The sequence below is a fragment of the Methanosarcina horonobensis HB-1 = JCM 15518 genome (assembly GCF_000970285.1).
Lineage (GTDB): Archaea > Halobacteriota > Methanosarcinia > Methanosarcinales > Methanosarcinaceae > Methanosarcina > Methanosarcina horonobensis.
Window position 1 is genome coordinate 1,099,022 of sequence record NZ_CP009516.1, and the last position, 24,755, is coordinate 1,123,776.

Genomic DNA, 24,755 nt, shown 5'->3' on the forward strand with positions numbered 1-24,755 from the left:
TTATGAGTTCGCAATTTGCGGATTTGTTAGTAAATTCTCTTTTTTCTTGCCCTGTTTTTCTCCTGTTCTTCTCCTGTTTTGTATGGTCTATAATTAGTGCAGTCGATGGCATTTTTCACATCCCTTCTGGCATGGGCGAGTCAAGAAACCGTGTAATAATTGCAGCCAGCATAGGGAAAGAGAGAATGTCGTAGTGCGTTGTGCCTGGCAGAATAGCGAGCTGTGCCTGAGGTCTCAGAGCCCTGTCCAGGCCGACATCCCGCTGCCCGCCGCCAAATTGTGCAAAGAATTCCATAATATGCGCCATACGGACGCTGTCCGCATCCGCGAAGACGATCATTACGGGTGATTTGATCGCAGTTATTTCTTTCGACCAGTCAAAGTCCTGCCTGACAAGGTCGCCGAGTTTGGTAAAGAGCGCTTCCCAGTCAGTATCGGGATAAAACTGATAGAGCTGAGTCTGCTTGATAGATTTTGCAGTATCGGGACCCATCTGTGCCATGAGATCCAGAACCTCGGGATACCATCCACTCTGCTTAACCGGAGCCGAGATCACTACTATCTTGTGAATTAAATCCGGGTGACGGATAGCTATTTGCAGTGCTACGCCTGCGCCAAGAGAGTAACCCGTAAAGTCTGCTTTTTCGATACCCAAATGCTTCATCAGTGCTGCAACATCCTCAGCCATCAATTCAAATCTGAGTGGCCTGTCAATATCTGCTGTATGTCCATGCGCCTGCACATGGACGGCATGACCTGCCTGCTTTCGGAAAGTTTTGGCAGGACCGGATCGAACATTTTGCTCGCACCAACGCCGCCATGAAGCAGAATTAACGGTCTGCCGGTTCCATGGACTTCATAATACATGTTAAGACCATTAACAGGAGCATAGTTGCCTGTAACCTCTCTATCCGTGAGAGCGGGCTCTCTTTTCTCTTCCCTGTTTTTAGAGGTGGAACCTGTATCAAATGGGTATGCCGTTAGATCTTCTACTCTGGTTAACTTCAAATCCATCCAGGGTAACCAGCTTGAGCTAGCAGTTAACATCTCCCAGATGCCCGTTATGGTGTCGCCTTTGTCGCTAAACACGCCAGTGAAACGAATTGATTTTCCTGTAATAATCAAAGTATTATCGTGCACACTTCCTTGCAATAGATCATAATTGCCCTTATTGTCGAAAGAATGCATGGGATACGTCTGGCTCGAGTGATCATAACTGATGACCTCGACTGACTTCACCTCCTCGTCTCCCATACGCACATCCACGCGGTGAATAAGAAAAAATCCGCCCGGTAGCCATTCATAAATATCCGTTCCGCATATCCTGACTGACGATTTGGACAGCATTTCCCTTGTCTGCCCTTCAGTTTTCCATTTCCCCACCAGTCGGTCAAGTTTCCTGAGTTCGGGATATGGTTTTTCAGGTTACCTGCCCAGGACTGCATTGTTATTATCTGCTATGCTGGACCCCCTATCTTTCATTTATTTTAATAGGCTTTTGATCAAATGTGCTTTCATCAAAAGTACTTTCATCAAAATGTTTATTTTCGGCAAAGCTTGCAACCGTCTTCTTGAGGTAAGGTGACCATTCAAAAAGAATCAGACAGATGCATTCAAACAGATGCATTATCTTTAGAGTTAAACTTATGCGGCTTTACAAACTTTTATGCTCCTCATACTCTCAGTTGCCCAGTTTATTGTCCCTTATGCGCCTGTTTTAGTTTTTTTATGTCAATTTTATCCATCTGAAGCATTGCTTCCATAACTCTTCTTGATTTTTCAGGATCAGGGTCACTCAATAGCTCGCCCAAGACAGTGGGAACGATTTGCCATGAAACGCCGTATCTGTCTTTAATCCATGCAGGCCCCTGTTTTTCTCCGTCCTCGGAGAGCTTCTCCCACAACTCATCTACTTCTTCCTGCGTTTCGCAATTGACGAAAAACGATATAGCTGGTGAGAAAGTAAATTCCGGGCCGCCATTTAGAGCGATGAATTCCTGTCCTTCAAGCTGGAATGTCATGGACATTACACCTCCCTTCAAGCCAGGCTCTGCTTCTCCGTAGCGCGTAGTGCTCAATATTTTTGAATTCTTGAAAACGGAGGTATAAAAGTTAACCGCCTCCTCAGCCTGGCTGTCGAACCATAAAAACGGGGTAATTTTTTGCATGTATTTTCTCCTGATTTATCACTTTAATAGATTTTTTCATTTTGGTGGAAGTCCTGTTTTTTGCATCCTTTCCAGCAGTTCGTCAAGTTGATCGCAAGAGTCATTGACGCCTTCCTCCATGCCTGATTGGAGCATCCCATCATGGTCTTCAACCTTCTGGAAGACAGATTGAGATATCAGTTCTGTCCTGTTGCCTGGCAATGCTTCAAATCTCGCTGTATCGAGGATAACATGCCCTTTTTCAGGAAGTCCTTCAAACTCAAAGGTACTGATAATTCTCTCAGGTGCTGTTACCTCGTGGTTCACCCCATGAAATGCATATTCATTGCCTTCCTGATCTTTTTGGACATACCGCCATGATCCGCCACTTTTCGGTTCAAATATCTCAAGAGTTGTTGTGAGTTCTCGCGGCCCAAGCCTTGCTTGTCAGCAAAAGAACTGTCACGTTTTGTCGTTTAGCTTGACTATTCAAAATAATCTCTGTAACAGTACACTGAGAAAGTGCTCTAGATTATACTTTTTAGTAAAGAACCTTATTCGAAAATTAAATGACCTATCCTGATAGTCTAAAAATATACCATCTAGCGTATCATCCAGTTTAGTTGTTCTACTCCATCCCCATTATGATTATAAACAGGCTCCTACAAAAAAGCTACTATACCTTGAGGAAATTTCTAGACTGTAAGCTTTTAAGGATTTTTTAGTGCACTATTTTATTTACTGCTCTCAGTCTGTGTCCCGGACTTTTTCGACAACTTTCTTGTTATATGAGTTCACGATATCACTCCGGGTGATAAGTCCCAGAAGCTTTGTTTTATCCCGGCGGTCCACGACAGGGAGCCTGCCTATTTGTTTTGAGCCAAGGCGTTTGAGGACGGCTTCAAGGGTTTCGTCGGGATAGGCGATTTCCACATCGTGGGTGGCGATATCCCCTATCTTTTTGTCGACTTCCCCGTACTTTACTTTGCTCCGGAGGTCTGAGAGTGTAACTATCCCCGAGAGTTTGCCTTTGGAGTCAAGGACAGGAAAACCGGCGTGGCGGCTTGCCTGCATGAGGGCGATGAGGGTGCCCACGTTCTTTTCTTCGGAAACTGTCTGGACATGTGTGACCATGGCATCTTTTACAAGCATGGAGACCATGATATCCACTTCCCTGCCTTTCCTGATCTTAAATCCTCTTCTGCGGAGCCCTTCCGTGAAAATAGACTCCGGATGCATTGCATTTGACATCACGTTGCTCAGAACACAGGCAAACATGAGGGGAAGGATAAGGCTGTAGTCCCTGGTGATTTCAAATAAGATAAGGATAGCAGTAAGGGGAGCTCTGGCAGTCCCTGCAAAAACGGCTCCCATCCCGACCATTGCATAGGCTCCTGATTCGGCTATTGTCCCGGGGAAAAGTATGTTTGCGGCTGTCCCGAAGGCTCCTCCTAACATAGCGCCTGCAAAAAGGGAAGGAACAATTGTTCCTCCCGACCCTCCGGAGGCAAGAGTCAGAGAAAAGGCAAGGATCTTTAAGAAGAGCAGAATTAGCAGGAGCTTGAAGGTAAACTGGTTGTTCAGGGCATCCATAATTACGTCATAGCCCATTCCCAGGACGCGGGGGTAAAAGAGTCCGATTGCACCTACTGCAAGCCCTCCAAGGGCAGGCTTGAAAACGGGATGGAGAGGGATTTCCGAAAAAAGGTCTTTTGCATAGTAAAGTGTCCGGATCAGGAGTGTAGAGATAAGCCCTGCAAGGAGTCCGAGTATAAGGTAGAGTCCGAGTTCTTTATAAGGACTGACAAGCTGGTAAGGAGAGATTTGAATAGGTTTTATCCCGAAAAGCGTACTTGAGACAAGGGTTGCAAAGACCGAGGAGATAACTATGGGAATAAAGGTTCTGGTTTCGAGTTCTCCGTAAATTACCTCCACTACAAAAACCACGCCTGCAAGCGGGGCACTGAATGCAGCTGCAATTCCACCGGCAGCTCCGCAGCCGAGAAGGGTCTGGAGCTGTCTTTCCGGGCTCTTCATGATTCTCCCCACAAGAGCGCCTGTTCCGGCTCCGGCAAGAACCCCGGGAGCTTCCTTGCCAAGGGCACCTCCAGAGCTGATAGTGATTATTGAAGTAAAGACCTCCAGGAAAGAGTCCCTGAGTTTAATCCTTGCTCCTCGGAGAGTTACAGTTTCTATAAGCCCTTCGACGCCATATTTTGTTTTTATCAGATAATGGGAAATTAACCCCACCAGCAGCCCTCCGAGAGCAGGCATGAGTATTACATAATAGTATGGGAACTCGTGTAAAGAGAATCCCTGCTGCATTCCAAAAAGAGTATTACTGTACTGGAGAGTGCGGTCATAAACTCCTATTACGAGGCCTGTCAGGAGTCCGATTAAAATAGCAATTGAGTTGACCCTGGTAGCTTCAGTATCAAACCTGGTGATATACTCAGTTATCTTGGGGTATTCTCTTATGCTAAGGAATCTATATCTGGACTCTGGTTTAACTTCCAAATGTTCGCGCCTCTAGGAAATTTTTTGTACTTCAAATTCTTTTTTGCAAAAAATAAATCTTCAGGAATCTGAACTTATTCTGCTTGATATCTTTTTTGTTCCTGAAGATTTCGAGCATTTATTTAAACATATCTTTCTAAAATATATATATCTGTTCGTCTGGCCAGTTTCCTTCTCAAAAAACATATTTTTTCTTTTATTTTACATTAACTTATTTAATTTAGTTAATTTGTTGTTTATCTTTTACCTATTTCTCTGAATTAATTTCAGGACGTCGCATAACTTTTTTGCAGTTTCGGAAACTGTTTGCATACCTATGGGGTCTTCTTCCGCCGGATTCCAGATAATTCCGCCGAAGTGTGAATTATCGCCAACGACAATCATGCCGTGAATGTGCATCCAGTCATGAATGGACTGAATGGTTTTCTCCTGTCCTCCGTTTCTTGAACCTCCAACTGAAAGAGCTGCTCCCACTTTATTTTTGAGTGCAAAGTCTTTTCGGCGGAGCAGGACACTCCTGTCAAAAAGAGCTTTGAGCTGTGCAGGGTAATTTCCCATATATACGGGAGCTGCAACAATTATGCCGTCTGCTGTTCTCATTTTCTCATAAATTTCTTCCATACTGTCATCAATCACGCAGCAATCTTCTTCTCTGCACGCCCCGCAAGCTTTGCAGGGAGCGACCTCTGATGTAGAGATAAATACTGTGTCTGTTTCAAATCCGTTCTCTTTTGCAATTTCGAGAGCGACTGCAATCATTTTCTCACAGTTCTGGCCCTTTCGCGGGCTTCCTGAAATTCCCAATATTTTCATTCGTTTCATTCCGGAATTCTTTTATATCTATTTATCATTTATATTCATAATAATTCTTTCAAGTTCTGGTGAATATCAGCAGAAACCGCTTTCAAGCTTCATATATTTTAAGATAAAATATTTAATAAAAATGTATATATTAACTCTAGAAATATATATCTTTTATTTTTTATATATTCTTCTATGTTTTTTACGTAAATTTATATATCAAGACCCAGCTAATTTAATTACTCTAATTATATAGGAGGTTGGTTGATTGGTAACATTCTTGGATAAAATCAGTGAAAGAGCAAAGATACTTAACAAAACAATTGCTTTACCTGAAACTGAAGATATAAGAACCCTCCAGGCAGCTGCCAAGATCCTTGAAAGAGGTATTGCAAAAGTTGTCCTTGTCGGTGATGAGGCCGATATTAAGGCGCTCGCAGGAGATCTGGATCTCTCAAAAGCAAGAATTGTGAATCCTAAAACCTATGAGAGAAAAGATGAATACGTTAACGCTTTCTACGAGTTGAGAAAGCACAAAGGTGTAACCCCCGAAAGTGCAGCTGAAATTATGAGCGATTACGTTTATTTCGCTGTTATGATGGCCAAACTCGGGGAAGTAGACGGAGTAGTATCAGGAGCTGCCCACTCTTCTTCAGACACCCTGAGACCTGCTGTCCAGATAGTTAAGACTGCTCCGGGCGCAGCTCTTGCATCTGCTTTCTTCATTATTGCAGTACCTGACTGCGAATTTGGGTCTAACGGAACATTCCTCTTTGCTGATTCGGGCATGGTTGAAATGCCAAGCGTAGAAGATGTTGCGAACATTGCTGTGAGCTCTGCAAAGACCTTCGAACTTCTGGTACAGGACACGCCATATGTTGCAATGCTTTCCTATTCCACCAAAGGAAGCGCAAACAGCCCGCTGACACAGGCTACTATCGCTGCTACAAAGCGTGCACAGGAACTTGCACCTGATGTCGCAATCGACGGTGAGCTCCAGGTAGATGCAGCAATTGTTCCCAAGGTTGCAGCTTCAAAGGCTCCAGGAAGCCCTGTAGCAGGCAAAGCAAATGTCTTTATTTTCCCTGACCTGAACGCTGGAAATATTGCATACAAGATTGCCCAGAGACTTGCCAAAGCTGAAGCATATGGCCCTATTACTCAGGGACTTGCAAAGCCAATTAATGACCTGTCCAGAGGCTGCAGTGACGAAGATATTGTCGGTGCCGCTGCCATTACCTGTGTGCAGGCTGCAGCACAGGACAAATAATCGAAAACGTTTAGGAAGCGTTTTATTAACTTTCATATATAGTAATATTTTATCCGGAAACTCTAAATGTAAACGAAAAGTAATGGATTGAACTGGGGTTTACACATGAAAGTACTGGTTATAAATTGTGGGAGTTCGTCTCTCAAGTATCAGCTAATTGACATGACCACTGAATCGGTGCTTGCAACAGGTCTTGTCGAGAGAGTAACTTTTTCAGATGGTATCATTACAATGAAGAGGTTCGACGGCAAGAAGTATCAAGCAGAACACCAAGACTATCCGAACCACAAAGTAGCTCTGCATGCAGCCATTGATACCCTTCTCGACCCGGAATACGGCGTCATCAAGAGCATGACTGAAATCAACGCTGTAGGGCACAGGGTCGTTCACGGAGGTGAAAAATTCACCAGGTCGGTTTTAATCGACGACGAAGTGGAAAAGGCTATCAGGGACACCTTTGAACTCGCTCCTCTGCACAACCCACCAAACATGATGGGGATCGAAGCATCTATTGAGCTCATGCCCGGGACCCCCAATGTTGCTGTTTTTGACACTACGTTCCACACAACGATACCCAATTATGCCTACATCTATGCTCTGCCATACAGCATGTACGAAAAATATGGGATCAGGAAATACGGTTTCCACGGCACCTCGCACTACTATGTTTCCAGAAGGGCAGCTGCTATGCTCGGAAAGCCCTTAGAAGAGACCAAGATCATCACCTGCCACATGGGGAACGGTTCAAGCATTACGGCTGTTAAAGGCGGAAAATCTGTTGAGACTACCATGGGCTTTACCCCGCTTGAAGGTGTTGCGATGGGTACCAGGTGCGGTTCCATTGACCCCGCAGTCGTTCCTTTCATGATGGAAAAAGAAGACCTTACACCCAGAGAAGTTGACACCCTTATGAACAAAAAGTCCGGTGTACTCGGAATCTCCGGAGTCAGCAACGACTTCAGAGAACTTGACGAAGCAGCTTCCCATGGCAATGAGAGAGCCGAACTTGCCCTCGAAGTTTTCTCATACAAGGTCAAGAAAGTCATAGGTGAGTATTCAGCCGTTCTTGACTACCCGGATGCAATTGTCTTTACCGCAGGCATCGGAGAAAACAGCGCAAGCATCAGGAATAGAATCCTTTCCGGCCTTGAAAACTTCGGCATAAAGGTCGATCAGGAAAAGAACAAAATAAGAGGCCAGGAAATCGATATCGCCACCCCTGATTCCAAAATAAGGATACTTGTCATCCCGACCAATGAAGAACTTACAATTGCAAGGGACACAAAAGAAATCTGTGAGACAGAGGTCAAGTTACGCGCATCTATAAATGTCTGAGGGTAGAGGATTTCTTCTTTACCTTTCGTTCTCTTTTTTCCCGGCAAAGTTGCGGCTCTGCAGTGCGCTGTCCGTTTTCTCGCTTCGCTCCCCGAGTTTTGCTTCGGGATCACATGAAATCGGAGATTTCATGGGAGTTGCGATGTAATTGCAACAGCATGAGGTCTGTTTCACTCGCTTCACTCGCTCAAGCAGACTTATTTATAAGTTATAGAATGAGCTTCATTCAAAAAAGCTAATTTATAGGTTATCGAAGTAAGCTTTACTCAAAAGGATTAATTCATTGTTCTAGCAGTAAACTTTGCTCAAAAAGGGTATTTTCCTGATTAATTCTTTTAGTTTTCAACATCTCCTCTCTAAACATTTTCGTTACCTACTGCCGGTGGTCTCGGAATTCTGAGACGTTCCGGGTTCAGGTCAAACATGCTGGAAATATTGCATACAAGATTGACAGAGGCTTGCCAAAGCTGAAGCCTATGTACCTATTACCCAGGAACTGGTAAAACCGATTAATGATCTATCAAGAGGCTGCAGTGACGAAGACATTGTCAATGCCGTTGCAATTACCTGTGTGCAGGTTGCAGCACAGGACAAATAATCGAAATCATTTAAGAAGCGTTTTATTAACTTCATATATATTGATATTTTATCTGGAAACTCTAAATGTAACTTGAAAAATAATGGATTGAACTGGAGTTTACGCATGAAAGTACTGGTTATAAACGCAGGGAGTTCTTCTCTCAAATACCAATTAATTGATATGACAGATGAGTCCCCTCTTGCAGTAGGGCTCTGTGAGAGGATAGGCATCGACAACTCAATCATCACTCAGAAGAGGTTTGACGGCAAGAAGTTGGAAAAGCAGACCGACCTCCCCACTCACAAGTTCGCCCTCGAAGAAGTTGTCAAGGCTCTCACGGATTCTGAGTTCGGTGTCATTAAAAGCATGGAAGAGATCAATGCAGTCGGGCACAGGGTTGTGCACGGTGGGGAAAAGTTCACCTCCTCAGCTTTGATTGACGAGGGAGTAGAAAAGGCAATCAAGGACTGCTTTGAACTTGCTCCTCTCCACAACCCTCCAAACATGATGGGAATTTCTGCCTGTCAGGAGATCATGCCCGGCGTCCCAATGGTCGCTGTCTTTGATACAGCATTCCACCAGACAATCCCGGCATATGCTTACATGTATGCTCTGCCATACGCACTGTACGAAAAGCATGGGATCAGGAAATACGGCTTCCACGGCACTTCCCACTTTTACGTTGCCAGAAGGGCTGCCGCTATGCTCGGAAAACCCGAACAGGATGTCAAGGTCATCACCTGCCACCTCGGGAACGGATCAAGCATTACGGCTGTTAAAGGCGGAAAATCCGTTGAGACCACAATGGGCTTTACTCCGCTTGAGGGAGTTGCAATGGGTACCAGATGCGGTTCGATTGACCCTGCAGTTGTTCCTTTCGTGATGGAAAAGGAAGGCCTTACAACCAGAGAAATCGATACCCTTATGAACAAAAAGTCAGGTGTGCTTGGAGTTTCCGGGCTCAGCAATGACTTCAGGGACCTCGATGAAGCAGCTTCGAAAGGCAACCAGAGAGCCGAACTTGCCCTTGAAATCTTTGCATATAAGATTAAGAAGGTCATAGGTGAGTATTCAGCCGTGCTTAATGGTGCAGATGCAATAGTCTTTACTGCAGGTATCGGAGAAAACAGCGCAAGTATCAGAAAGAGAATTCTTACCGGTCTTGATGGTCTTGGAATAAAGATCGATGAAGAAAAGAACAAGATCAGAGGCCAGGAAATCGATATCAGTACTCCGGATGCAAAAGTAAGGGTTCTTGTTATCCCGACCAATGAAGAACTGACCATTGCAAGGGACACAAAAGAAATCTGCGAAACCGAAGTAAAATTACACAGCTCAGTACCAATCTGATGGTAAAGGAATTTTTCCTTTGCCTTTTTTAATTTCTTTTAAGGATGCTATTTTTCAAGCCTTTTTTATTATCTCTTTTACCGGGCCGCCGGCAGCCGTCGGAGCTGTTCTTTAATTAGCTGTTTTTTTAGTCTATTGGTTAAATTTTTTTTCGTAGCCAATAGAGTTATCTTTCTTCTGGAACCTGATCACTCTTTCTTTTTATGTGGAAAAAAAACTTTTCAGCTTTAAGATAAGGCACGCACATTTTATAACTTGTCCATTAAATTATTTCTCTTAAAGAATAACTGTTCTGAGGACATCATATGGTTATGAAACAGGTAGACCTCGCCTTTTCTGAATCCGGTTCGGATAGGACTCTGGCAGTTGAAATTATTAAAGCTGCACGAGAGGCTGAACGGCAAACTCTTGGCCTTGAATCTTTTGGCATCCTGAAAGCTTACGGCATTCCTGTAGTACAGACTGCCTTTGCAAAGACTGAAGAGGAAGCCGTAAAAGCTGCAGAGGAGATAGGTTATCCTCTTGTTATGAAGGTCGTTTCTCTACAGATTTCCCATAAATCGGATGTGGGCGGGATCAGGCTCTCACTGCAAAACGGGGATGAGGTAAGAGCTGCTTACAGGGAAATGATGGGAACGATTCCTGAAAAAAGGCCGGATGCAGTCCTTGAGGGTATCCAGCTGCAGCAAATGCTCTCAGGCGGAAAAGAAATAATTATCGGAATGATCCGCGACCCGACCTTTGGGCCCATGTTGATGTTCGGGCTTGGAGGAGTTTATGTGGAAATTCTCAAGGATGTGATGTTTGCCATTGCCCCTGTGAATGAAAAGGAAGCCAGGGAGATGATTACAGGGATAAAGACCTATCCTCTTCTTGCAGGAGCTCGGGGTGCAAAACCTTCTGATATTGATGCCCTGGTGGATGCCATTATAAGAGTCTCGAAGCTTGTGTGCGATTTTCCGGAAATCGAAGAGTTTGAAATCAATCCCATGATGGTTCTGGAAGAGGGAAAGGGAGCTTTTGCAGTGGACATGAGGCTTACATTGAAGAAAAAGTGATGCTTTGAGGAAAACTGATACTTTTAAGAAAAACATATACTTTTAAGTAAAATTGATAGTTTGAAGAAAAAACTTGTCTAACTGATTATTTGTTCTCAGCCCCTGTCTTTTTTCTCTCTATTTTTCTTAACTTCTCCATCACCTGTCTGTTTGTTGTCATATTCATTTACTCACCTTTCACATGCCCTATTTATCTATCAGTTCGGCCTACTTTTCGCCTATTTTTTGTCTCCTGTGCGGTAGATACTCTGATTTTTTTAATATGTATGTATGAAAATATTTTCGTCATTCATTGCCAGTGGTCTCAGAATTCTGAGACGTCTCGGGTTCAGGTCAAACTAAAAATATAACATTTGTTTCGTACATACTGGAGGTAGTAAATGAGGTGGTAGTACGATCCAGGAACGAAAAAGATTCGTGCTGGCTGTAGGTATCCTGCTCTTATCAAGCATTATCGCCATTGATCTTCTTCTTGAAGACACACCTGTGGTGATCCAGCTTGAAGGAGACACGTTCAAGGTTGTGGATATTCCTTATGTGTATACGGTAAAAGAAGCGTATATTCTTCTTTTTTCAGGGTTCATAGGAGGTCTGGCTCTGGCTCAGGTTCTGCGGTCTTCCGGGCTTCAGGATCCGGTTTTCTCCGTAACCGGTCCCGCAGCCCATGTAAAGGCTCTCAATTTTGCGGCAGAAGAAGTTGGGGAAGACAAATTTGAGATTCTGGAGAGGAGATTTGAGTTCTCCCATGAAAATGCCTGTGTTGAGAAACTCCTGCCCGATAAGCCTAATATCTGTCCTACCGACGTCCTTTTGCGGGCTCTTGAAGGAGATGAAAGAAAAGCTGTTGAACTGATTGCAGCAAAAGGAGGAAGAATTCTCCAGAACGAGCTTGTAAATTCCCTTGATTTTTCCAAAGCCAAGGTTTCCAGGGTTCTTATGAACCTGGAAAGAAGGGGCATAATAACAAAGAGAAAGTACGGGCTTACCAACTGTATTTCGATAGCTGACGAGCTTAAGGATAATTCAAGAATTAAGGATGCGGGGACGAAGAATACAGGGATGGAGGGGGAATAAGATGAGGAAAAATATCCTGGTATATGTTTCAGTTGCCTTACTGATCTTGGCTCTGTGGGGTTTATGGCAATACGGAAATGGGGCTGATGTGTATATCGCAGACATGAACGCGTCCCCTCTTGGGGTTGGGGAACCCGGACAGCTGAATATAGTGCTTCAGAACAACGGTTCAAAACCTGTAGACGTGTGGCTTGAGGTTGAGAATGCTTTTGTGGACGGCAACGGGGTGGCTCACTCCACTTTAGGGCTGATTATTCCCAACGATTCCGAAGACCCGTGGAATGTAGAATATGTTTCGCTTGAGAAGCCAATTCACCTTCTTCCTGGAAACAATTCGGTCGGTATATGGATTGGGTATGCGCTTCCCGGGGAATACCCGGTAAAAGTGAAGATTGTTGAGAATAGTAGGACTCTTGATGAAGGCACCTATCTTGTACAAATTCCATTTCCTGAAATCCACCTGAAACTAGAATATGAAATGGAGAGCAAGAACACTTCTGATATTTACAGGATCTACGGCTATCTGATTAATAAAGGATTAGGCTCTGCAAGAGACGTATCCACAACCCTTACAGTGACAAATGAAAGAACAGGGAAGCCGGTGCTCACATCTTCCGGTATTTATTATGTGGGAAATCAAGATAAAGCAGCCCTGTGGACCTGGCCGGATTATCCCTATGCGATTGTGGAAATCGTACATGGAGAGCCCTCAGGAGAGTCCTATATGCCTGTCAGGAATGTGGTAATCGGAGAAAGTGAGGATCGCTTCCTGATTAATGTAACCTCAAAGTGGCAGAATCAGGTGGTTTCTGCTGAACTGCTGATCCCTTCTGAAGAGGAGAGCAGGTGATGCATATGACAGAGCGACATGAGCTTTTCAGTTGCAGGGATGCAAGACTTTTGATTCTCTTGATTTTGTTTTCTGGAATCTGTGCCGGTTGCCTTGGTCAGGATCCTCTTGAAGCAAGGGTGGAGAAACTGATCCAGAGTCTCGGGGATAAGGATCAGAATATCAGTTATGCTTCATCTTATGCACTTGTTGATATCGGGGAGCCTGCAGTGGACCCTTTGATAAAAGCTCTAAAAGATGATGATCCTCAGGTGCGCAGCCTTGCTGCTCGTGCCCTTGGAGAAATAGGAGATCAAAAAGCCTCAGACTCTCTTATTGAAGTTCTGGATGACCCCTCCCCTGAGGTTCGCATGAATGCGGCTTCTTCACTTGGCTGGCTTGGGGCCTCTGAAGCTGTTGAACCTCTTATTGAGCTCCTGAGGGATGAAAATGAAGGGGTAGTTCACAGTTCAGTGTGTGCTCTTGGAGCATTTAAAGATCCTAGGGCAGTTGAGCCTCTTTGCGAAGTTCTGAATCGTGATGATTACAGTAAACGCTGGGAAATTGTACTTGCTCTCGGAGAAATCGGAGATTCCAGAGCAGTTGATCCTCTTCTAGATCTTTTGGATGACAAAGATATTGGATCTACAGCAGCCGATACCCTTAGCAGATTTGAAAGTGAACAGCTTTTTGGAAAACTTACTAAATTTCTGCGCAGCAGTAATCCCACAACTCGGGCTAACGCCGTAAAGGTGTATTATGGTCTTCGGGATCCTGCTTCTATTCCTTACCTGATTGAAATGCTGGATGATAAGGCTCCAGAGGTAAGAAAGGAAGCCGCTTTTGCCCTGGGTTTTTTTATAGAGTCAGAGGAAGTTGTCCAGATAGAGCTACCTCTTATCGATGCTCTTGGGGACAGCGATCCCGAGGTACAGGAAGTCGCTGCTCGTTCTCTTGGAAGGATTGAGAGCAAAGATTCTGTTCCTTATCTTGAGGAGCTCCTTCAAGCCAAAAACCAGAATGTTCAGATTGCAGCCGCCGCAGCTCTGGGAAATATTGGAGGCCCTGAGGTTGTGGATTCTCTTACTGCTCTTCTTGGGGATGATTCATGGCTGCTAAGAAAGAGTATTGTAGATTCCCTTATAAAAATCGGGGGTTCTCGAGCTGTTGATCCCCTGATCTCTTCTCTTGAAGATGAAAACTATAGAGTAAGGCAAAGTGCTGCAGACGGTCTGGGAAAACTTGGAGATCAGGAAGCCGTTGAACCTCTCCTCAAAGCTATGGAAACTGAAAAGGAATGGGATGTTAGGGTTGCGGAGGTCCGGGCTCTTGGGGAACTTGGAGGACCGGAGGCTATCGAGGGTTTGCGCCGGATCAGCAAAGATATGGAAGAGTATAGGAGTGTCAGGGACACTGCAGAGGAGTTACTCGGAAAAATAGAAAGAGGTGAGGCGACTAATGTCTATTCTGTTTCTTGATTTGATTGAAAAATTGTCGAGCATAAAGAAACGGAAATAAAACAAGAAACAAGACAACAAAAAGAGCTTCTTTACTTTACACGTTTATTTGTCTAGCAATAATTGCAAACCTCCGGGACTTTGGTGAGAGATGCTATCTCATCTCCCAAATTTTGATCGCTAGCAATCAAATGTTAGCGGAAGCTGTGCTAGATTTTTGAGGGTCCCACAAAATCTAAAAGGTTTCGCAAATAATACGGAGGAAACAATAAAATGAAGAAATATACAACAGTCTTACTGGCTGCTCTTGCTGTATTAATTGCAGTTACCGCAGGTACTGCAAGTGCAGCAGACAATGTTAGCAATGGAACCACTATCTGTAAAGTTATAGCTACTCACTATGAGTGTGATAGCTGGTCTGATGAACAATATCCAATAATCGATTTGTGTGGAGAAAAATATGTTCCCCTGTTTACCACTAAAGGAAATATCCGGGATACGCATGTTAACAAGCTTGCCAGTTTGATTCTTGACAGCAATGAAACGTATATCCTTAAACCCGGAGAAAAAATTGACCTTGGTGAAGGTTATGCTCTCAAAGTTAAGCAGATCAGTAGTGATTATGTGGATGTCTGGCTCGAGTTAACCCGAGACGGACAATACATCGCTGACCAGATTATCCCGGTTAAAACAAATGACAACAATACGTGGAATGTAGCCCTTGACAACGTTCAGGGTGAAAACGACGTTATTGTCATGAAAGTCTATATCAACAATATCTTCGTGGGTGCGGAAGATTGCATCGTTAGGATCGATGGTATATGGCTTATTGACTTTATAAATGCCAGAACTCTCAATGTAGAAGATAAACTCGGGGAGTTTACATTAAAGGAAGTCATTAATGGAACAGATGAGTCTAACCTGGGAAGTCTTGTTTTCGAAAATACTGCGGAACCTTCTGCAATCTGTAGTGTTGTCGGAACCGGTTATGAATGCGGGAACTGGTCCGATGAGCAGTATCCTCTGATCAATTTATCTGGAGAGAATTATGTTCCATTATTTTCCAGTGAGGATGAGATCTGGCAATCTCACGTTAACAAGCTTGCCAGTTTGATTCTTGACAGCAATGAAACGCACACCCTTAAACCTGGTGAAACACTTGATCTCGGCAATGGTTATGCTCTTGAGGTCAGGGAAATCGATATTGACAGTGAGAATGTCTGGCTTGAAGTCACGAAGGACGGGCAACATGTTTCTGATCAAAATGTCCTGGTTGGTGCTGACGGCAACAGTACATGGACTGTAACCCTTGACAATGTTCAGGGTGAAAACGACGTTGTTGTCATGAAAGTAAATGTCAAACAGATATTCGTGGGTACAGAAACCAGCGTTATCTGGGTTGATGGTATCTGGCTTATTGACTATGCAAGTGCCAGGACCCTTAATATCGGGGACAAAATCGGAGAATCCACACTTGGGCAAATTATTAGCGGAGTAGATGCATCTAACCCTGGCAGCCTTGTTTTTGGAAATGCTTCAGTTACTAATGTTACTCCAGTTGCTAATGCTACTTTAGTTGCCAATGAAACCTCAGTTAATGATACTTTAGCTGCTGATTTTTCTGCCTCACCTTCTCCCGAAAAGGGATTGGCTAAGTTCACTAACAAAAGTACAGGGTTGCCTACTTCATGGCACTGGAATTTTTGGAGAGGTTTTAATATTAAAAGCAAATAAGTATTTTAAATTGAAAACAACACAAATATCTGGTCTAAAGGAAAAATGAGGTAATGATTTTGAGTGATTTGCTCAAGGAACGGGAAAGAGGGTTGAAAGGTTTGAACATAACTGAAGATTTAGTCCTCGTACCTGTTCCGTCGCTGCCGGATGAGGTATCTCTGCTTGCAAGAGCTCTTTCAAGGCCTCTTCCTATGCAAATTCTTAATCAACTTCGGAAAAAGCAGATGTCTGCAGGTGAACTTGCATCAGAGCTTGGACTCCGCCTGAATACACTGGCATACAATCTTTGTTTACTGGAAAAGGTCGGCCTGATAAAGGTCAGGCAGGTAAAATGGAGCTGTAAAGGCCGTGAGGTTAAAATCTATGCCCTCACAGAACAGCCAATTTTGCTGGTACCCCTGGAAAACAGGGATAACGGCTCTTTTGTCCTGGATGTTCCGGAAAACTGCAGTAAAAATCTTTCCGGACAGGCAGTTGCCCTTTTAGAGAGTTCAGAAGAAAAAAATGAGTATATATCCTCCTATAAAATGAACAATAATCAGGAAGCTCTCCCAGCCTATACCCGCTATGCCGTGCTTTTCCCTGTCAAGGAGGCCCATAACCAGGATTGAAACCTGCATAAGGGTCATGGCGATTATGAGCAGCTGACTCCTGGCAAGCACATGGTATATGGAGCCATTCAGATAGTCTATATCCGAAAAGGCAACGCAAAGCACATCAAATGTATTGCCTCCTATAATATTGCTTACTGCCAGAGTCAGGGCTCCCTGCCTGACTGCCGTAAAGGTAATGATGATTCGGGAAGTGTGGTGGCTACTCCGGTAAAAAGCCCTCCTACAATGGTCTCGGAAAGCTTTGTTTCCGCAGCAATTACTATTCTGGCCTCTGCCACCACAAATCCGGAAAAGGCTACAACTGCTGCCAGGATGAAAAACTTTACTGTAACTCTTTTTTTGTTCAGGTACTCGCCTTCCACATACAGAACCAGGTCCTGTAAGTTGACGTCGTACTTTTAGGAACCCACATTGCCCTTTTCTCTGCTTCCCAGATCATGCGTATTCCGGCAATATACCCGATTATCATGAGAAGAGTACCCTGCATCAGATTCGGATAGGATGCAGCTGCATGCTCTAGGTTTGCTTTCTTGTAACTGATATCGGCAAGAGCAAGAAATTTTGTCTGGGCAAGGATACCTTCCGACTGCGTTGCTGATTGCAAGCTCGGGGTGGTTCTCGTAGGCCGCTGTAATTGAGGTTATGGCTCCTGCAGGGGAATCAATACTCCCTATGAGCACTCCCCCTACCAGAGCTTCCCCAAGTCCGGTAAGGTCTGCAAACTGGTCTGCGGTTTTACTAAGCCTGGTTCCTTCAGTACCTATTACAGCAGTAAAGATAACAAAAAGAATTATAGCAGCAGGCAGCTCCATTCCTGTTTCCTTCTCCGCAAAAAGAACTTCTAAATGTGGGTCATGTTAAATAACAGAATATTAGAACCGATGACTGTTAATTCCTGATAATAAAAAAGAAATTTTAAAAAATATTTTTTTATTCGCTTCTATGAATTTTTACCTTATTTTTTGTTTATCCTATTTTTTGAATAAAGATCCACCTAATGTTTTGCGATTATAATCCAGTTTCTACCTCTCTAAGTTCTTTTGCCTCTCTAAATCTTTTTAATCTTCTACCAGTTCGATTGCGTCAGTGGGACAGACCTCTATACATTGTTCACACTCTATGCAGTCCTCAGGACGTGCCACTACCGCCCTTTTTCCTTCTTCCGTTTCTTCCGCATCAAACACGTCCACGGGGCAAATATCGTAACATTCAAGTGAACCAACACATTTATTATAGTCAATTCTGGGGTGCATTTTTACCTCTCCAGGAGTGCCGGCATTCTTGAGTTTCTGTTTGCTTTTCTGTAAGCTTTGACCGGCTACTTCTTTTAGTTCTGTTACTCTTGGCAACTGTTGACAGGGAGCTTTGAACTCAGTCTTCTACAAGTTCGATAGCATCTGCTGGACAGGCTTCCACACATTGTTCGCACTCTATACAGTTTTCCGGGCGAGCTACAACCGCCTTTTTTACCCTATCTATTTCGTCAATATCAAAAACTTCTGCAGGGCAAACCTCATAGCAGGCTAAAGCCCCATTACATCTATGATAATCGATTACAGGATACATATTATCTCCATTTTATCAGGCTTTCTTGAATTAGAAAATTGAGTTTCTAGTGTTTGGTTACGGCTCTAATGTTTTAGTTATGATAATTATCAGTTCGATAGTTATCTGTTCTGTTAGCCTGTTCCATCAAAGGTACTATTCTATTTCATTACAGTTTTTCACTGAATTTTGACATCAACTGTCTCTGCTTTAGCTTCCCTGTAAGGCACTTTAACATAGAGCTTTCCATCAGTATATCTTGCAACAGCCTTCTCAGGAACTACCCCGTAGCAGAATGCGTAAGTCCCCGCATATTCTACCCCGGTTTCTTCTCTTTTTGCTCTTACGAAAAAACCGTCTTCGACCATTTTCAATTCGATATTCTCTTTATCTACCCCAACCATATCGATTTCGATGTAGAGGTTTCCCTCGTCATCCGAACATGAAAACATATCAGGTGTCATTCTCACCATTGCCATTATTTAACCCCCAAGTGTTGTAAAGCAGTTATAAAGCAAAGAAGCAAATTATAACGTAAATCCAGATAATAATAGCGGGATCGCTTTATTTATATTTTTTGAGCAATAACTGCCTGCTACAGTTTTTGTTACATTTTTCTGCACTTCTTCTTGCCGATTTTTTTTCGTGCTGTCTTCCTGAACTTGACTTTATAAGATGTCTTATTTATTACTACTTTCTCGCTATTCTCTTACTGCCAGAGTTCTCTATTTTTATCAATAAAAGCTCTCTGGACTTCTATTTTTGAAGCTGTATATATCAGCGCTGCCGGGTGGTAGAGTTTCAGGACTATTCTCCCATCCAGTTCAACCGGAACTCCCCATTCAAGTTTTCTTTTTGGGCAGTACGATCTTTCAGCTGTATTGCCAAGGAGAATTATGAGTTTAGGATTAAGCAGAGCTATCTGGGCAGTAAGGAAGGGTTTGCAGCATTCGATCTCGTGCACCTTCGGCTTTCTGTTTTCTGGGGGATGACATTTGACAGTATTCGTTACAAACCAGTCTTCTTCTGAAAGCCTCATATACTCTACCATTTTGTCCAGCTGTTTCCCTGCTCTCCCATAGAAGGGGATTCCGGATTTATTTTCGGCGTCTCCCGGAGCTTCTCCTATAAAAAACACTTTTGGGTTACAGGACCCTTTTCCTATCACTCTTTTTATCGCACTCTTATGGAGGGGGCATCGTATGCAGGCTACCGCCTCTCTTGCGACGGTCTCGTACCCGGCATCCACCATTTTTCGAACTCTTTCTTCAAGGTTTCCGCAATCCTCTTCCTCTGCTGCCATATTGTTTACCTCTTTAGCTAATTCTTTTATCCTGATGGTATAACCTTTTAAATAACTGGATATTATTTAAATGTCAATTCCTTTACAATACCGATTGCATTTTCTCTGAAATGACTGATTTTTTCCTGTTTTTATTGTCTTTTTTCTTATTTTTCATATAAAAATAGTAATCTATATCTAAAGTACAGATCAGGACAAACTTATTTATGGAAAAAATTCCATGACAAAGATAACCAACACTACAAGAATAAGATTCTCTAAAATTTTATCTATTAGGATTTATTCTCTTATATATATAAAATTTTGTTTACAAAGGTGTGCTGAGGGTAATGACTTCCAGAAACTTTCTTACAATCGATGATTTTGACATACGCGGAAAGACGATTCTTTTAAGGGTCGACATGAACTCTCCTATGGACACCCAGGGTCACATTCTGGACGATATGAGGATCAAGAGTCATATTGCGACTCTTAAAGACCTTGAAAGCGCAAAAGTCGTTCTGCTTGCGCACCAGAGCAGACCCGGGAAAAAAGATTTCACTACGATGAAACCTCATGCCCACCTGCTGTCCAGGTATCTGGGCAGGCAAGTTACTTATGTGGATGACATCTTCGGGACCTTTGCAAAAACCCAGATCGCTTCTATGGAAGACGGGGATGTCATTATGCTTGAAAACGTCAGGTTTTATTCGGAAGAAAGCCTGGAAAGAACGCCAGCCGAACAGGCCAATACATATATGGTTAAAAAACTGTCACCTTTTGTCGATATTTTCCTCAACGACGCTTTTGCAGTAGCTCACAGGTCTCACCTCTCTGTTGTAGGCTTTACCGAAGTCCTTCCATCTGGAGCCGGCAGGGTAATGGAAAAAGAACTTACGTCTCTGGACAGAGGGGTCAAGGGAGGGGAAAGGCCAAGCATTTTCGTGCTGGGTGGAGCAAAAGTGGACGACTCCCTGAGAGTGACCGAAAACGTCCTCACAAACGGAGGGGCGGATAGAGTACTTCTTACGGGAGTGGTTGCAAACGTTGCTCTTGCTGCTTCTGGAGTAAACATCGGAAAAGCCAACCTGGACTTCATTAAATCCCAGGGATACGAAGACCAGATCGAAAAGGCAAGAGGTTTACTTGCGAAGTTCGATGACAAAATCGGCCTTCCGAAAGATGTAGCCTTAAACGACAACAAAAAAAGAGTAGAAGTGCCTATATCTGAACTCAATTCCGATTCTCTGCCCATTAATGATATAGGGCTTGAAACAATTGTCGATTATACAAACGAAATCCAAAATTCCAAAACCGTTGTCCTGAATGGTCCTGCCGGAGTTTCCGAAATTGACGAATTTGCCCTCGGGACTCATGAAATTATAAAAGCTGCCATAAAATCCGATTTCTCAATCATTGGAGGCGGGCATATCTCAGTTGAAGTCGCACATCTCGGGCTGGAACACCGCTTTTCACACATCAGCACAGGTGGAGGAGCCTGTATTGATTACCTTGCAGGAGAAAAGCTGCCCGGAGTTGAGGCTCTGAAGGCTGCCTATAAAAAATATCAGGAAGCTAAAAAGCTTTAAAGATCTGTTTTCTTCAAGTTCCGGCAACAAAAAAGGCTTTCTTGCCTTACATCTCTGTCGGACTTTTTAATTTTGCTTTAAAATATCTGGTCTTATTCTTATTTCTTTATTTCTATTTTTCAACTTTTTCACTATTTTGTTTTCACCTTTTTGTTTTCGACTCTTTTTCGGTCTTTACTTTTCCTCCTTTTTGGCTTTTTAAAAATTATCTCCTTTTTCAGGACTTCAGGCAATACCAGAAATGTACTTTAACCAGCTCCAATAAACATACTGTCATACCAGTCACAGAAATACCGTCACATTAACCTTCGCGTTAACCGTCACGTCAATAGTGGCCAATAGTTACTGACGATGCTGGCTGGCATTTACAGTTCAAACATATAGTTGATGGGTTAAATTTACAGGTTAGAATGAAGTTTACAGGTGTTGGTTCAAGCATGCTTACAGAAACAGAAGGCAGGGCTGCAGTAGAGCTTGCAAGAAAAACCATTGAAAAGCTTCTAATGGGGGGCAGGGTCCCAGGACCCCGGGACACAGGCATGGATCTTCCACCGGTTTTCGGGGAAAACAGGGGAGTTTTTGTCACACTAACGGAAAACGGGATGCTGAGAGGCTGTATAGGGCATCCTTACCCTGACTCTACACTTGAGCAGGCTATCATTGACTCCGCAATCTCTGCAGCAGCGCGCGACCCACGTTTTCCTCCGGTTGTGGGAGAAGAGCTTGATAGTATCATTGTTGAGGTTACAATACTGACTCAACCTGAGAAAATCAATGTCCCTCCGGAAGAACTTCCGGATAAGGTAGAGATCGGCAAACACGGGCTCATTGTCAAACAGGGCTACTGCCAGGGACTGCTGCTTCCTCAGGTTGCGCCTGAGCATGGGATGGATTCCATAGATTTCCTGGGGCATACCTGCATGAAAGCCGGCCTTTCTCCGGATGCCTGGGTTAAAGGAGCAGAAGTCTACTGTTTTGAAGGGCAGATTTTCAAGGAAAAGGAACCCGGGGGCGAAGTCGTAGAGGAAAAGTTCTGAGATTCCCCGGAATCTCTAAATTCTAAAGGTTTTATATACTCAGGTCCTACCTAAGGTGTCTTCCCTTAATCAGTTATCTCCGGGTCAATGGAAGTATTTCCTGATAATTTCCGCATATTTCATATCTTTTTTATTTTCTTTATTGCGCCCGAGCAAGACGATTTCAACATTGTTTTATAGTCCAAGATATTTGTTATTTTTTGGATATCACTCACTTTTAAGTTAAGTTGAACAATCATGAATATATGTAACCTGCAGAAGAATGCATTTCCGAACTTTTTCGGCAACATTAACCCTGAGCTTTACGTCCTCTCCCTCTCCAGATTTTGTGAAGACCTCGGTTCAGGAATGCTGGTTGCCCTGATTCCTTTATACATTTCTGACCTTGGGGCATCCTTTCTTTCCGGGCTCCCCCTTGTTGCCAGGGCAGGGCTTGTAATGACGGTTTTCGGGCTCTTTAGCGCCCTTACGCAGCCTATTATGGGCAGGTTTTCTGACAGGCTTGACCGCAGGAGACCTTTTATCCTCTTCGGGCTTATAGGGTACACCTTCTTTTCTTTCCTTTATTCGCAGGTAACAAACTACGAGCAGCTTCTTTTCATCCGGTTACTGCAGGGAATTACCGTTGGGGCAACCATACCTGCAGTTATCGCAATGGTTACGCATATTTCGACCTCCGAGACCCGGGGAAAATCTGTGGGGATTTATACGACTATCCGGGGTGTCGGCTTCGGGCTCGGGCCTGTTGTCGGAGGAGCTATAGCCAGGTACTGGGGCTTTGATGCCGGTTTTTACTCCTGCTCCCTGCTCGGAGTGATAAGCCTGGTTCTTGTGACCTTTTTCGTAAAAGAAACCCGAAGCTCTCCTGAACCTGCTTCCGAAAAAATACGCAGCAAAAAAACCTATGCTTCAGTCTATTCCCTTGCAGGTGCCATGCTAATGATGATGGTAGGGATAATGATGGTGGTCGCCCTTCTCCCCGAATATGAAGTCAGGCTTGAAGCGTCCGAGCTTTCCCTTGGAGTTGCGGTCTCAGCTTACATTTTTGCAAGGCTGCTCTTTCAGGCTCCTCTGGGTAGCCTTTCGGACAGGATAGGCAGAAAGAAACTGATCGCTGGTGGCCTTTTCCTTAGCGTCCCTCTGGTAGTAGGGATGGGCTACATAGCAAGCGTAGGCCAGCTTATCCTTTTCCGGGCCTTTCAGGGACTTCTCGTAGCCGCAATAGACACGCCTGCAATGGCGCTTGCAGCTGATCTTTCTGATGGCTCTTCTTTAGGTTCAAGGCTCAGCGTAATAACTACGGCACAGGCAGCAGGAATGGCTTTCGGTCCGATCTTCGGAGGCTTCCTTGCAGGATACGTGACCTTTGTGACACCTTTTTACGCCTGCGCTCTCCTTATGCTTCTGGCAGGCTTTGTAGTTATTAAAAAAGTAGAAGAGCCAGAGAAAGTAACCGAACCCGGGACTGCATAAGTCCATGAGGACAAGCGATCCGGGGAAGAACCTGAATTTCTTTTTTCCCGATGCTTATGGTTAGCAAGCCTGTATCCGGCTTTACTGGTCCCCTTCATGAATCTTTTCTCGATTCTAAATCCCTGCTCTGCTTTCCAGATTCTTAATAAATTACAAAAACGGGATTACTCTTTTCTGGTTTTTCCAGAATTACATAATAAATAGAAAGTGGATAAAGTCAGTGAAAAAGTTAATGAAAAAAGGTGGAGGTAGAAATTGGGTGGAGAAAGAGTACTTTTATGGCATAGATTTTTTTTTAAGTGGATTTTACTCCTGCTTGCCGATTCTTGCCGATTATCAGTTAGTGGAACGGATTTAAACACAGTTCTGAAGTTAAATTTAATGGGCTAGCCAGGAAGGTTTGCCTGCCGGCTTGGTAACCTGCAGGTCCTGCCGGCAAATCTGGTTTTTGTGGCTTTATAGGCTCTAACGGTACAGGTTTTATCGGTTTTGCTGGTTTTATTGTTTTCATTGTGTTGTGGTAATTAAGGCAGCAGTTAGCCCGGTGGTGCATCTGACTATGGCAACATCCCGGATCATTCAATCTGAATCCTGTTTCCGGTTATGGATTTCGTTTTTGGCAGAGTAACTGTTAAGACGCCGTTTTTGAGCTGGGCAGTTGCCCCTTCTTCGGTTACGCCGTCAGGAAGAGGAATTTCACGGTAGTAGCGCATGGAAGACCTTTCTTTTCTGAGGTAGCCTTCTTTTTCTGTTTCCTCTTCTTTCTTTTTCTCTGTAGTTATTACAAGGAAGTTGTCCCTCAGGTTCAGCTCGACATTTTCCCTGTCAATGCCAGGCAGATCGGTTGTAACAATAATCTTGTTGTCTTCTTCCGCAACATCGGTCAGCGGGGATAAGGTCTCGCTTACATACCTGTTTTCCAGTTCAGGAAATGCCCTCTTCATCTGTTCCATATATTCCTGCATTCTTCTAATCTCATCAAACGGGTCCCAGCTGTACACGTCACGGGATGGTCTCTTTATTGGAAGTTTCATGTACAAATTCCTCCTGATTTAATTCA

General features: G+C 43.8%; 25 protein-coding genes and 2 pseudogenes. 13 read left to right on the top strand and 14 right to left on the bottom strand.

Features of this window, described 5'->3' with window-relative positions:
* Positions 1-115: 115 nt before the first annotated feature.
* The 6 genes and pseudogenes from MSHOH_RS04955 to MSHOH_RS04980 all read right to left on the bottom strand — a co-directional run bounded on the left by MSHOH_RS04955 (position 116) and on the right by MSHOH_RS04980 (position 5,477).
* Complete coding sequence (locus MSHOH_RS04955; protein ID WP_204245388.1) at positions 116-742, bottom strand: alpha/beta fold hydrolase; 627 nt, start codon at positions 740-742, stop codon at positions 116-118.
* A pseudogene (locus MSHOH_RS24560) lies at positions 688-1,404 on the bottom strand (DUF1579 family protein); the annotation flags it as partial. The pseudogene MSHOH_RS24560 and the gene MSHOH_RS04955, both read right to left, overlap by 55 nt.
* 290 nt (positions 1,405-1,694) lie before the next feature.
* The gene (locus MSHOH_RS04965) at positions 1,695-2,168 is read right to left on the bottom strand and encodes a VOC family protein (RefSeq protein WP_048137839.1); all 474 of its coding nucleotides are present in this window, start codon (positions 2,166-2,168) and stop codon (positions 1,695-1,697) included.
* 36 nt (positions 2,169-2,204) lie between these two features.
* A pseudogene (locus tag MSHOH_RS04970) lies at positions 2,205-2,555 on the bottom strand (SRPBCC domain-containing protein); the annotation flags it as partial.
* A 339-nt stretch (positions 2,556-2,894) separates the two neighbouring features.
* Entirely contained in the window at positions 2,895-4,664 is a 1,770-nt protein-coding gene (locus MSHOH_RS04975) for a chloride channel protein (RefSeq protein WP_048137841.1), read from the bottom strand.
* 243 nt (positions 4,665-4,907) lie between these two features.
* Entirely contained in the window at positions 4,908-5,477 is a 570-nt protein-coding gene (locus MSHOH_RS04980) for a flavodoxin family protein (protein ID WP_048137843.1), read from the bottom strand.
* Between the two features lie 256 nt (positions 5,478-5,733).
* Here MSHOH_RS04980 and pta point away from each other — a divergent pair, with 256 nt between their 5' ends.
* Together pta and MSHOH_RS04990 are read left to right on the top strand one after the other, a co-directional pair.
* The gene (gene pta, locus MSHOH_RS04985) at positions 5,734-6,735 is read left to right on the top strand and encodes a phosphate acetyltransferase (RefSeq protein WP_048137845.1); all 1,002 of its coding nucleotides are present in this window, start codon (positions 5,734-5,736) and stop codon (positions 6,733-6,735) included.
* A 105-nt stretch (positions 6,736-6,840) separates the two neighbouring features.
* Entirely contained in the window at positions 6,841-8,070 is a 1,230-nt protein-coding gene (locus MSHOH_RS04990) for an acetate kinase (protein WP_048137847.1), read from the top strand.
* Positions 8,071-8,088: 18 nt separating this feature from the next.
* On the opposite strand, the gene MSHOH_RS23445 is transcribed toward MSHOH_RS04990, so the two are convergent.
* The gene (locus MSHOH_RS23445) at positions 8,089-8,244 is read right to left on the bottom strand and encodes a hypothetical protein (RefSeq protein WP_158024051.1); all 156 of its coding nucleotides are present in this window, start codon (positions 8,242-8,244) and stop codon (positions 8,089-8,091) included.
* Between the two features lie 334 nt (positions 8,245-8,578).
* Here MSHOH_RS23445 and MSHOH_RS25025 point away from each other — a divergent pair, with 334 nt between their 5' ends.
* The 8 genes from MSHOH_RS25025 (at position 8,579) to MSHOH_RS22580 (ending at position 16,766) form a co-directional block, all read left to right on the top strand.
* Positions 8,579-8,668, top strand: coding sequence for a phosphate acyltransferase (locus MSHOH_RS25025; protein ID WP_239451357.1), 90 nt, complete (start codon positions 8,579-8,581; stop codon positions 8,666-8,668).
* A gap of 105 nt (positions 8,669-8,773) precedes the next feature.
* Positions 8,774-10,000, top strand: coding sequence for an acetate kinase (locus MSHOH_RS04995; RefSeq protein ID WP_048137849.1), 1,227 nt, complete (start codon positions 8,774-8,776; stop codon positions 9,998-10,000).
* A 305-nt stretch (positions 10,001-10,305) separates the two neighbouring features.
* On the top strand, positions 10,306-11,058 hold the full coding sequence (locus tag MSHOH_RS05000; protein WP_048137851.1) for an acetate--CoA ligase family protein: 753 nt from the start codon (positions 10,306-10,308) through the stop codon (positions 11,056-11,058).
* Between the two features lie 417 nt (positions 11,059-11,475).
* Positions 11,476-12,132, top strand: coding sequence for a helix-turn-helix transcriptional regulator (locus tag MSHOH_RS05005; RefSeq protein ID WP_048137853.1), 657 nt, complete (start codon positions 11,476-11,478; stop codon positions 12,130-12,132).
* A gap of 1 nt (position 12,133) precedes the next feature.
* Complete coding sequence (locus tag MSHOH_RS05010) at positions 12,134-12,982, top strand: hypothetical protein (RefSeq protein ID WP_048137856.1); 849 nt, start codon at positions 12,134-12,136, stop codon at positions 12,980-12,982.
* A 5-nt stretch (positions 12,983-12,987) separates the two neighbouring features.
* A complete protein-coding gene (locus tag MSHOH_RS05015) occupies positions 12,988-14,439 on the top strand; it encodes a HEAT repeat domain-containing protein (protein WP_048143194.1) in 1,452 nt (483 codons plus the stop codon).
* Positions 14,440-14,691: 252 nt separating this feature from the next.
* Positions 14,692-16,152: an S-layer protein domain-containing protein gene (locus MSHOH_RS05020; RefSeq protein ID WP_048137858.1), complete on the top strand. Its 1,461-nt coding sequence runs from the start codon at positions 14,692-14,694 to the stop codon at positions 16,150-16,152.
* A gap of 59 nt (positions 16,153-16,211) precedes the next feature.
* Positions 16,212-16,766 carry an ArsR/SmtB family transcription factor gene (locus MSHOH_RS22580; RefSeq protein WP_239451229.1) on the top strand — a complete coding sequence of 185 codons (555 nt, stop codon included), beginning with the start codon at positions 16,212-16,214 and terminating at the stop codon, positions 16,764-16,766.
* A gap of 146 nt (positions 16,767-16,912) precedes the next feature.
* On the opposite strand, the gene MSHOH_RS21950 is transcribed toward MSHOH_RS22580, so the two are convergent.
* From MSHOH_RS21950 to MSHOH_RS05050, 6 genes are all read right to left on the bottom strand, one after another.
* Positions 16,913-17,131, bottom strand: coding sequence for a hypothetical protein (locus tag MSHOH_RS21950; RefSeq protein WP_052730718.1), 219 nt, complete (start codon positions 17,129-17,131; stop codon positions 16,913-16,915).
* Positions 17,132-17,167: 36 nt separating this feature from the next.
* A complete protein-coding gene (locus tag MSHOH_RS21955; protein ID WP_052730719.1) occupies positions 17,168-17,581 on the bottom strand; it encodes a sodium/calcium exchanger protein in 414 nt (137 codons plus the stop codon).
* Between the two features lie 246 nt (positions 17,582-17,827).
* Positions 17,828-18,022, bottom strand: a complete 195-nt coding sequence (locus MSHOH_RS05035) for a 4Fe-4S dicluster domain-containing protein (RefSeq protein WP_048143196.1) — start codon at positions 18,020-18,022, stop codon at positions 17,828-17,830.
* A gap of 118 nt (positions 18,023-18,140) precedes the next feature.
* The gene (locus MSHOH_RS05040) at positions 18,141-18,335 is read right to left on the bottom strand and encodes a 4Fe-4S dicluster domain-containing protein (RefSeq protein ID WP_048137860.1); all 195 of its coding nucleotides are present in this window, start codon (positions 18,333-18,335) and stop codon (positions 18,141-18,143) included.
* A 158-nt stretch (positions 18,336-18,493) separates the two neighbouring features.
* The gene (locus tag MSHOH_RS05045) at positions 18,494-18,793 is read right to left on the bottom strand and encodes an Hsp20/alpha crystallin family protein (protein ID WP_048137862.1); all 300 of its coding nucleotides are present in this window, start codon (positions 18,791-18,793) and stop codon (positions 18,494-18,496) included.
* A 230-nt stretch (positions 18,794-19,023) separates the two neighbouring features.
* Positions 19,024-19,617, bottom strand: a complete 594-nt coding sequence (locus MSHOH_RS05050; protein WP_052730720.1) for a uracil-DNA glycosylase — start codon at positions 19,615-19,617, stop codon at positions 19,024-19,026.
* Between the two features lie 317 nt (positions 19,618-19,934).
* On the opposite strand from MSHOH_RS05050, the gene MSHOH_RS05055 reads away from it, so the two are divergent.
* From MSHOH_RS05055 to MSHOH_RS05065, 3 genes are all read left to right on the top strand, one after another.
* Complete coding sequence (locus tag MSHOH_RS05055; RefSeq protein WP_048137864.1) at positions 19,935-21,185, top strand: phosphoglycerate kinase; 1,251 nt, start codon at positions 19,935-19,937, stop codon at positions 21,183-21,185.
* Positions 21,186-21,622: 437 nt separating this feature from the next.
* Positions 21,623-22,222, top strand: a complete 600-nt coding sequence (locus MSHOH_RS05060) for a TIGR00296 family protein (protein ID WP_048143198.1) — start codon at positions 21,623-21,625, stop codon at positions 22,220-22,222.
* Positions 22,223-22,459: 237 nt separating this feature from the next.
* Complete coding sequence (locus MSHOH_RS05065; protein ID WP_048137866.1) at positions 22,460-23,695, top strand: MFS transporter; 1,236 nt, start codon at positions 22,460-22,462, stop codon at positions 23,693-23,695.
* Between the two features lie 575 nt (positions 23,696-24,270).
* On the opposite strand, the gene MSHOH_RS05070 is transcribed toward MSHOH_RS05065, so the two are convergent.
* Complete coding sequence (locus tag MSHOH_RS05070) at positions 24,271-24,729, bottom strand: Hsp20/alpha crystallin family protein (RefSeq protein WP_048137868.1); 459 nt, start codon at positions 24,727-24,729, stop codon at positions 24,271-24,273.
* Positions 24,730-24,755: the final 26 nt, after the last annotated feature.

Coding starts and splice junctions, on each gene's coding strand:
- MSHOH_RS05040 (WP_048137860.1), bottom strand. CDS start 18,335: ATGTATCCTGTAATCGATTATCATAGATGTAATGGGGCTTTAGCCTGC.
- MSHOH_RS05000 (WP_048137851.1), top strand. CDS start 10,306: ATGGTTATGAAACAGGTAGACCTCGCCTTTTCTGAATCCGGTTCGGAT.
- MSHOH_RS05045 (WP_048137862.1), bottom strand. CDS start 18,793: ATGGCAATGGTGAGAATGACACCTGATATGTTTTCATGTTCGGATGAC.
- MSHOH_RS05015 (WP_048143194.1), top strand. CDS start 12,988: ATGACAGAGCGACATGAGCTTTTCAGTTGCAGGGATGCAAGACTTTTG.
- MSHOH_RS05050 (WP_052730720.1), bottom strand. CDS start 19,617: ATGGCAGCAGAGGAAGAGGATTGCGGAAACCTTGAAGAAAGAGTTCGA.
- MSHOH_RS05070 (WP_048137868.1), bottom strand. CDS start 24,729: ATGAAACTTCCAATAAAGAGACCATCCCGTGACGTGTACAGCTGGGAC.
- MSHOH_RS04995 (WP_048137849.1), top strand. CDS start 8,774: ATGAAAGTACTGGTTATAAACGCAGGGAGTTCTTCTCTCAAATACCAA.
- MSHOH_RS04965 (WP_048137839.1), bottom strand. CDS start 2,168: ATGCAAAAAATTACCCCGTTTTTATGGTTCGACAGCCAGGCTGAGGAG.
- MSHOH_RS05060 (WP_048143198.1), top strand. CDS start 21,623: ATGCTTACAGAAACAGAAGGCAGGGCTGCAGTAGAGCTTGCAAGAAAA.
- MSHOH_RS05065 (WP_048137866.1), top strand. CDS start 22,460: ATGAATATATGTAACCTGCAGAAGAATGCATTTCCGAACTTTTTCGGC.
- MSHOH_RS05010 (WP_048137856.1), top strand. CDS start 12,134: ATGAGGAAAAATATCCTGGTATATGTTTCAGTTGCCTTACTGATCTTG.
- MSHOH_RS21955 (WP_052730719.1), bottom strand. CDS start 17,581: ATGGAGCTGCCTGCTGCTATAATTCTTTTTGTTATCTTTACTGCTGTA.
- MSHOH_RS05020 (WP_048137858.1), top strand. CDS start 14,692: ATGAAGAAATATACAACAGTCTTACTGGCTGCTCTTGCTGTATTAATT.
- MSHOH_RS04980 (WP_048137843.1), bottom strand. CDS start 5,477: ATGAAAATATTGGGAATTTCAGGAAGCCCGCGAAAGGGCCAGAACTGT.
- MSHOH_RS05035 (WP_048143196.1), bottom strand. CDS start 18,022: ATGCACCCCAGAATTGACTATAATAAATGTGTTGGTTCACTTGAATGT.
- MSHOH_RS04990 (WP_048137847.1), top strand. CDS start 6,841: ATGAAAGTACTGGTTATAAATTGTGGGAGTTCGTCTCTCAAGTATCAG.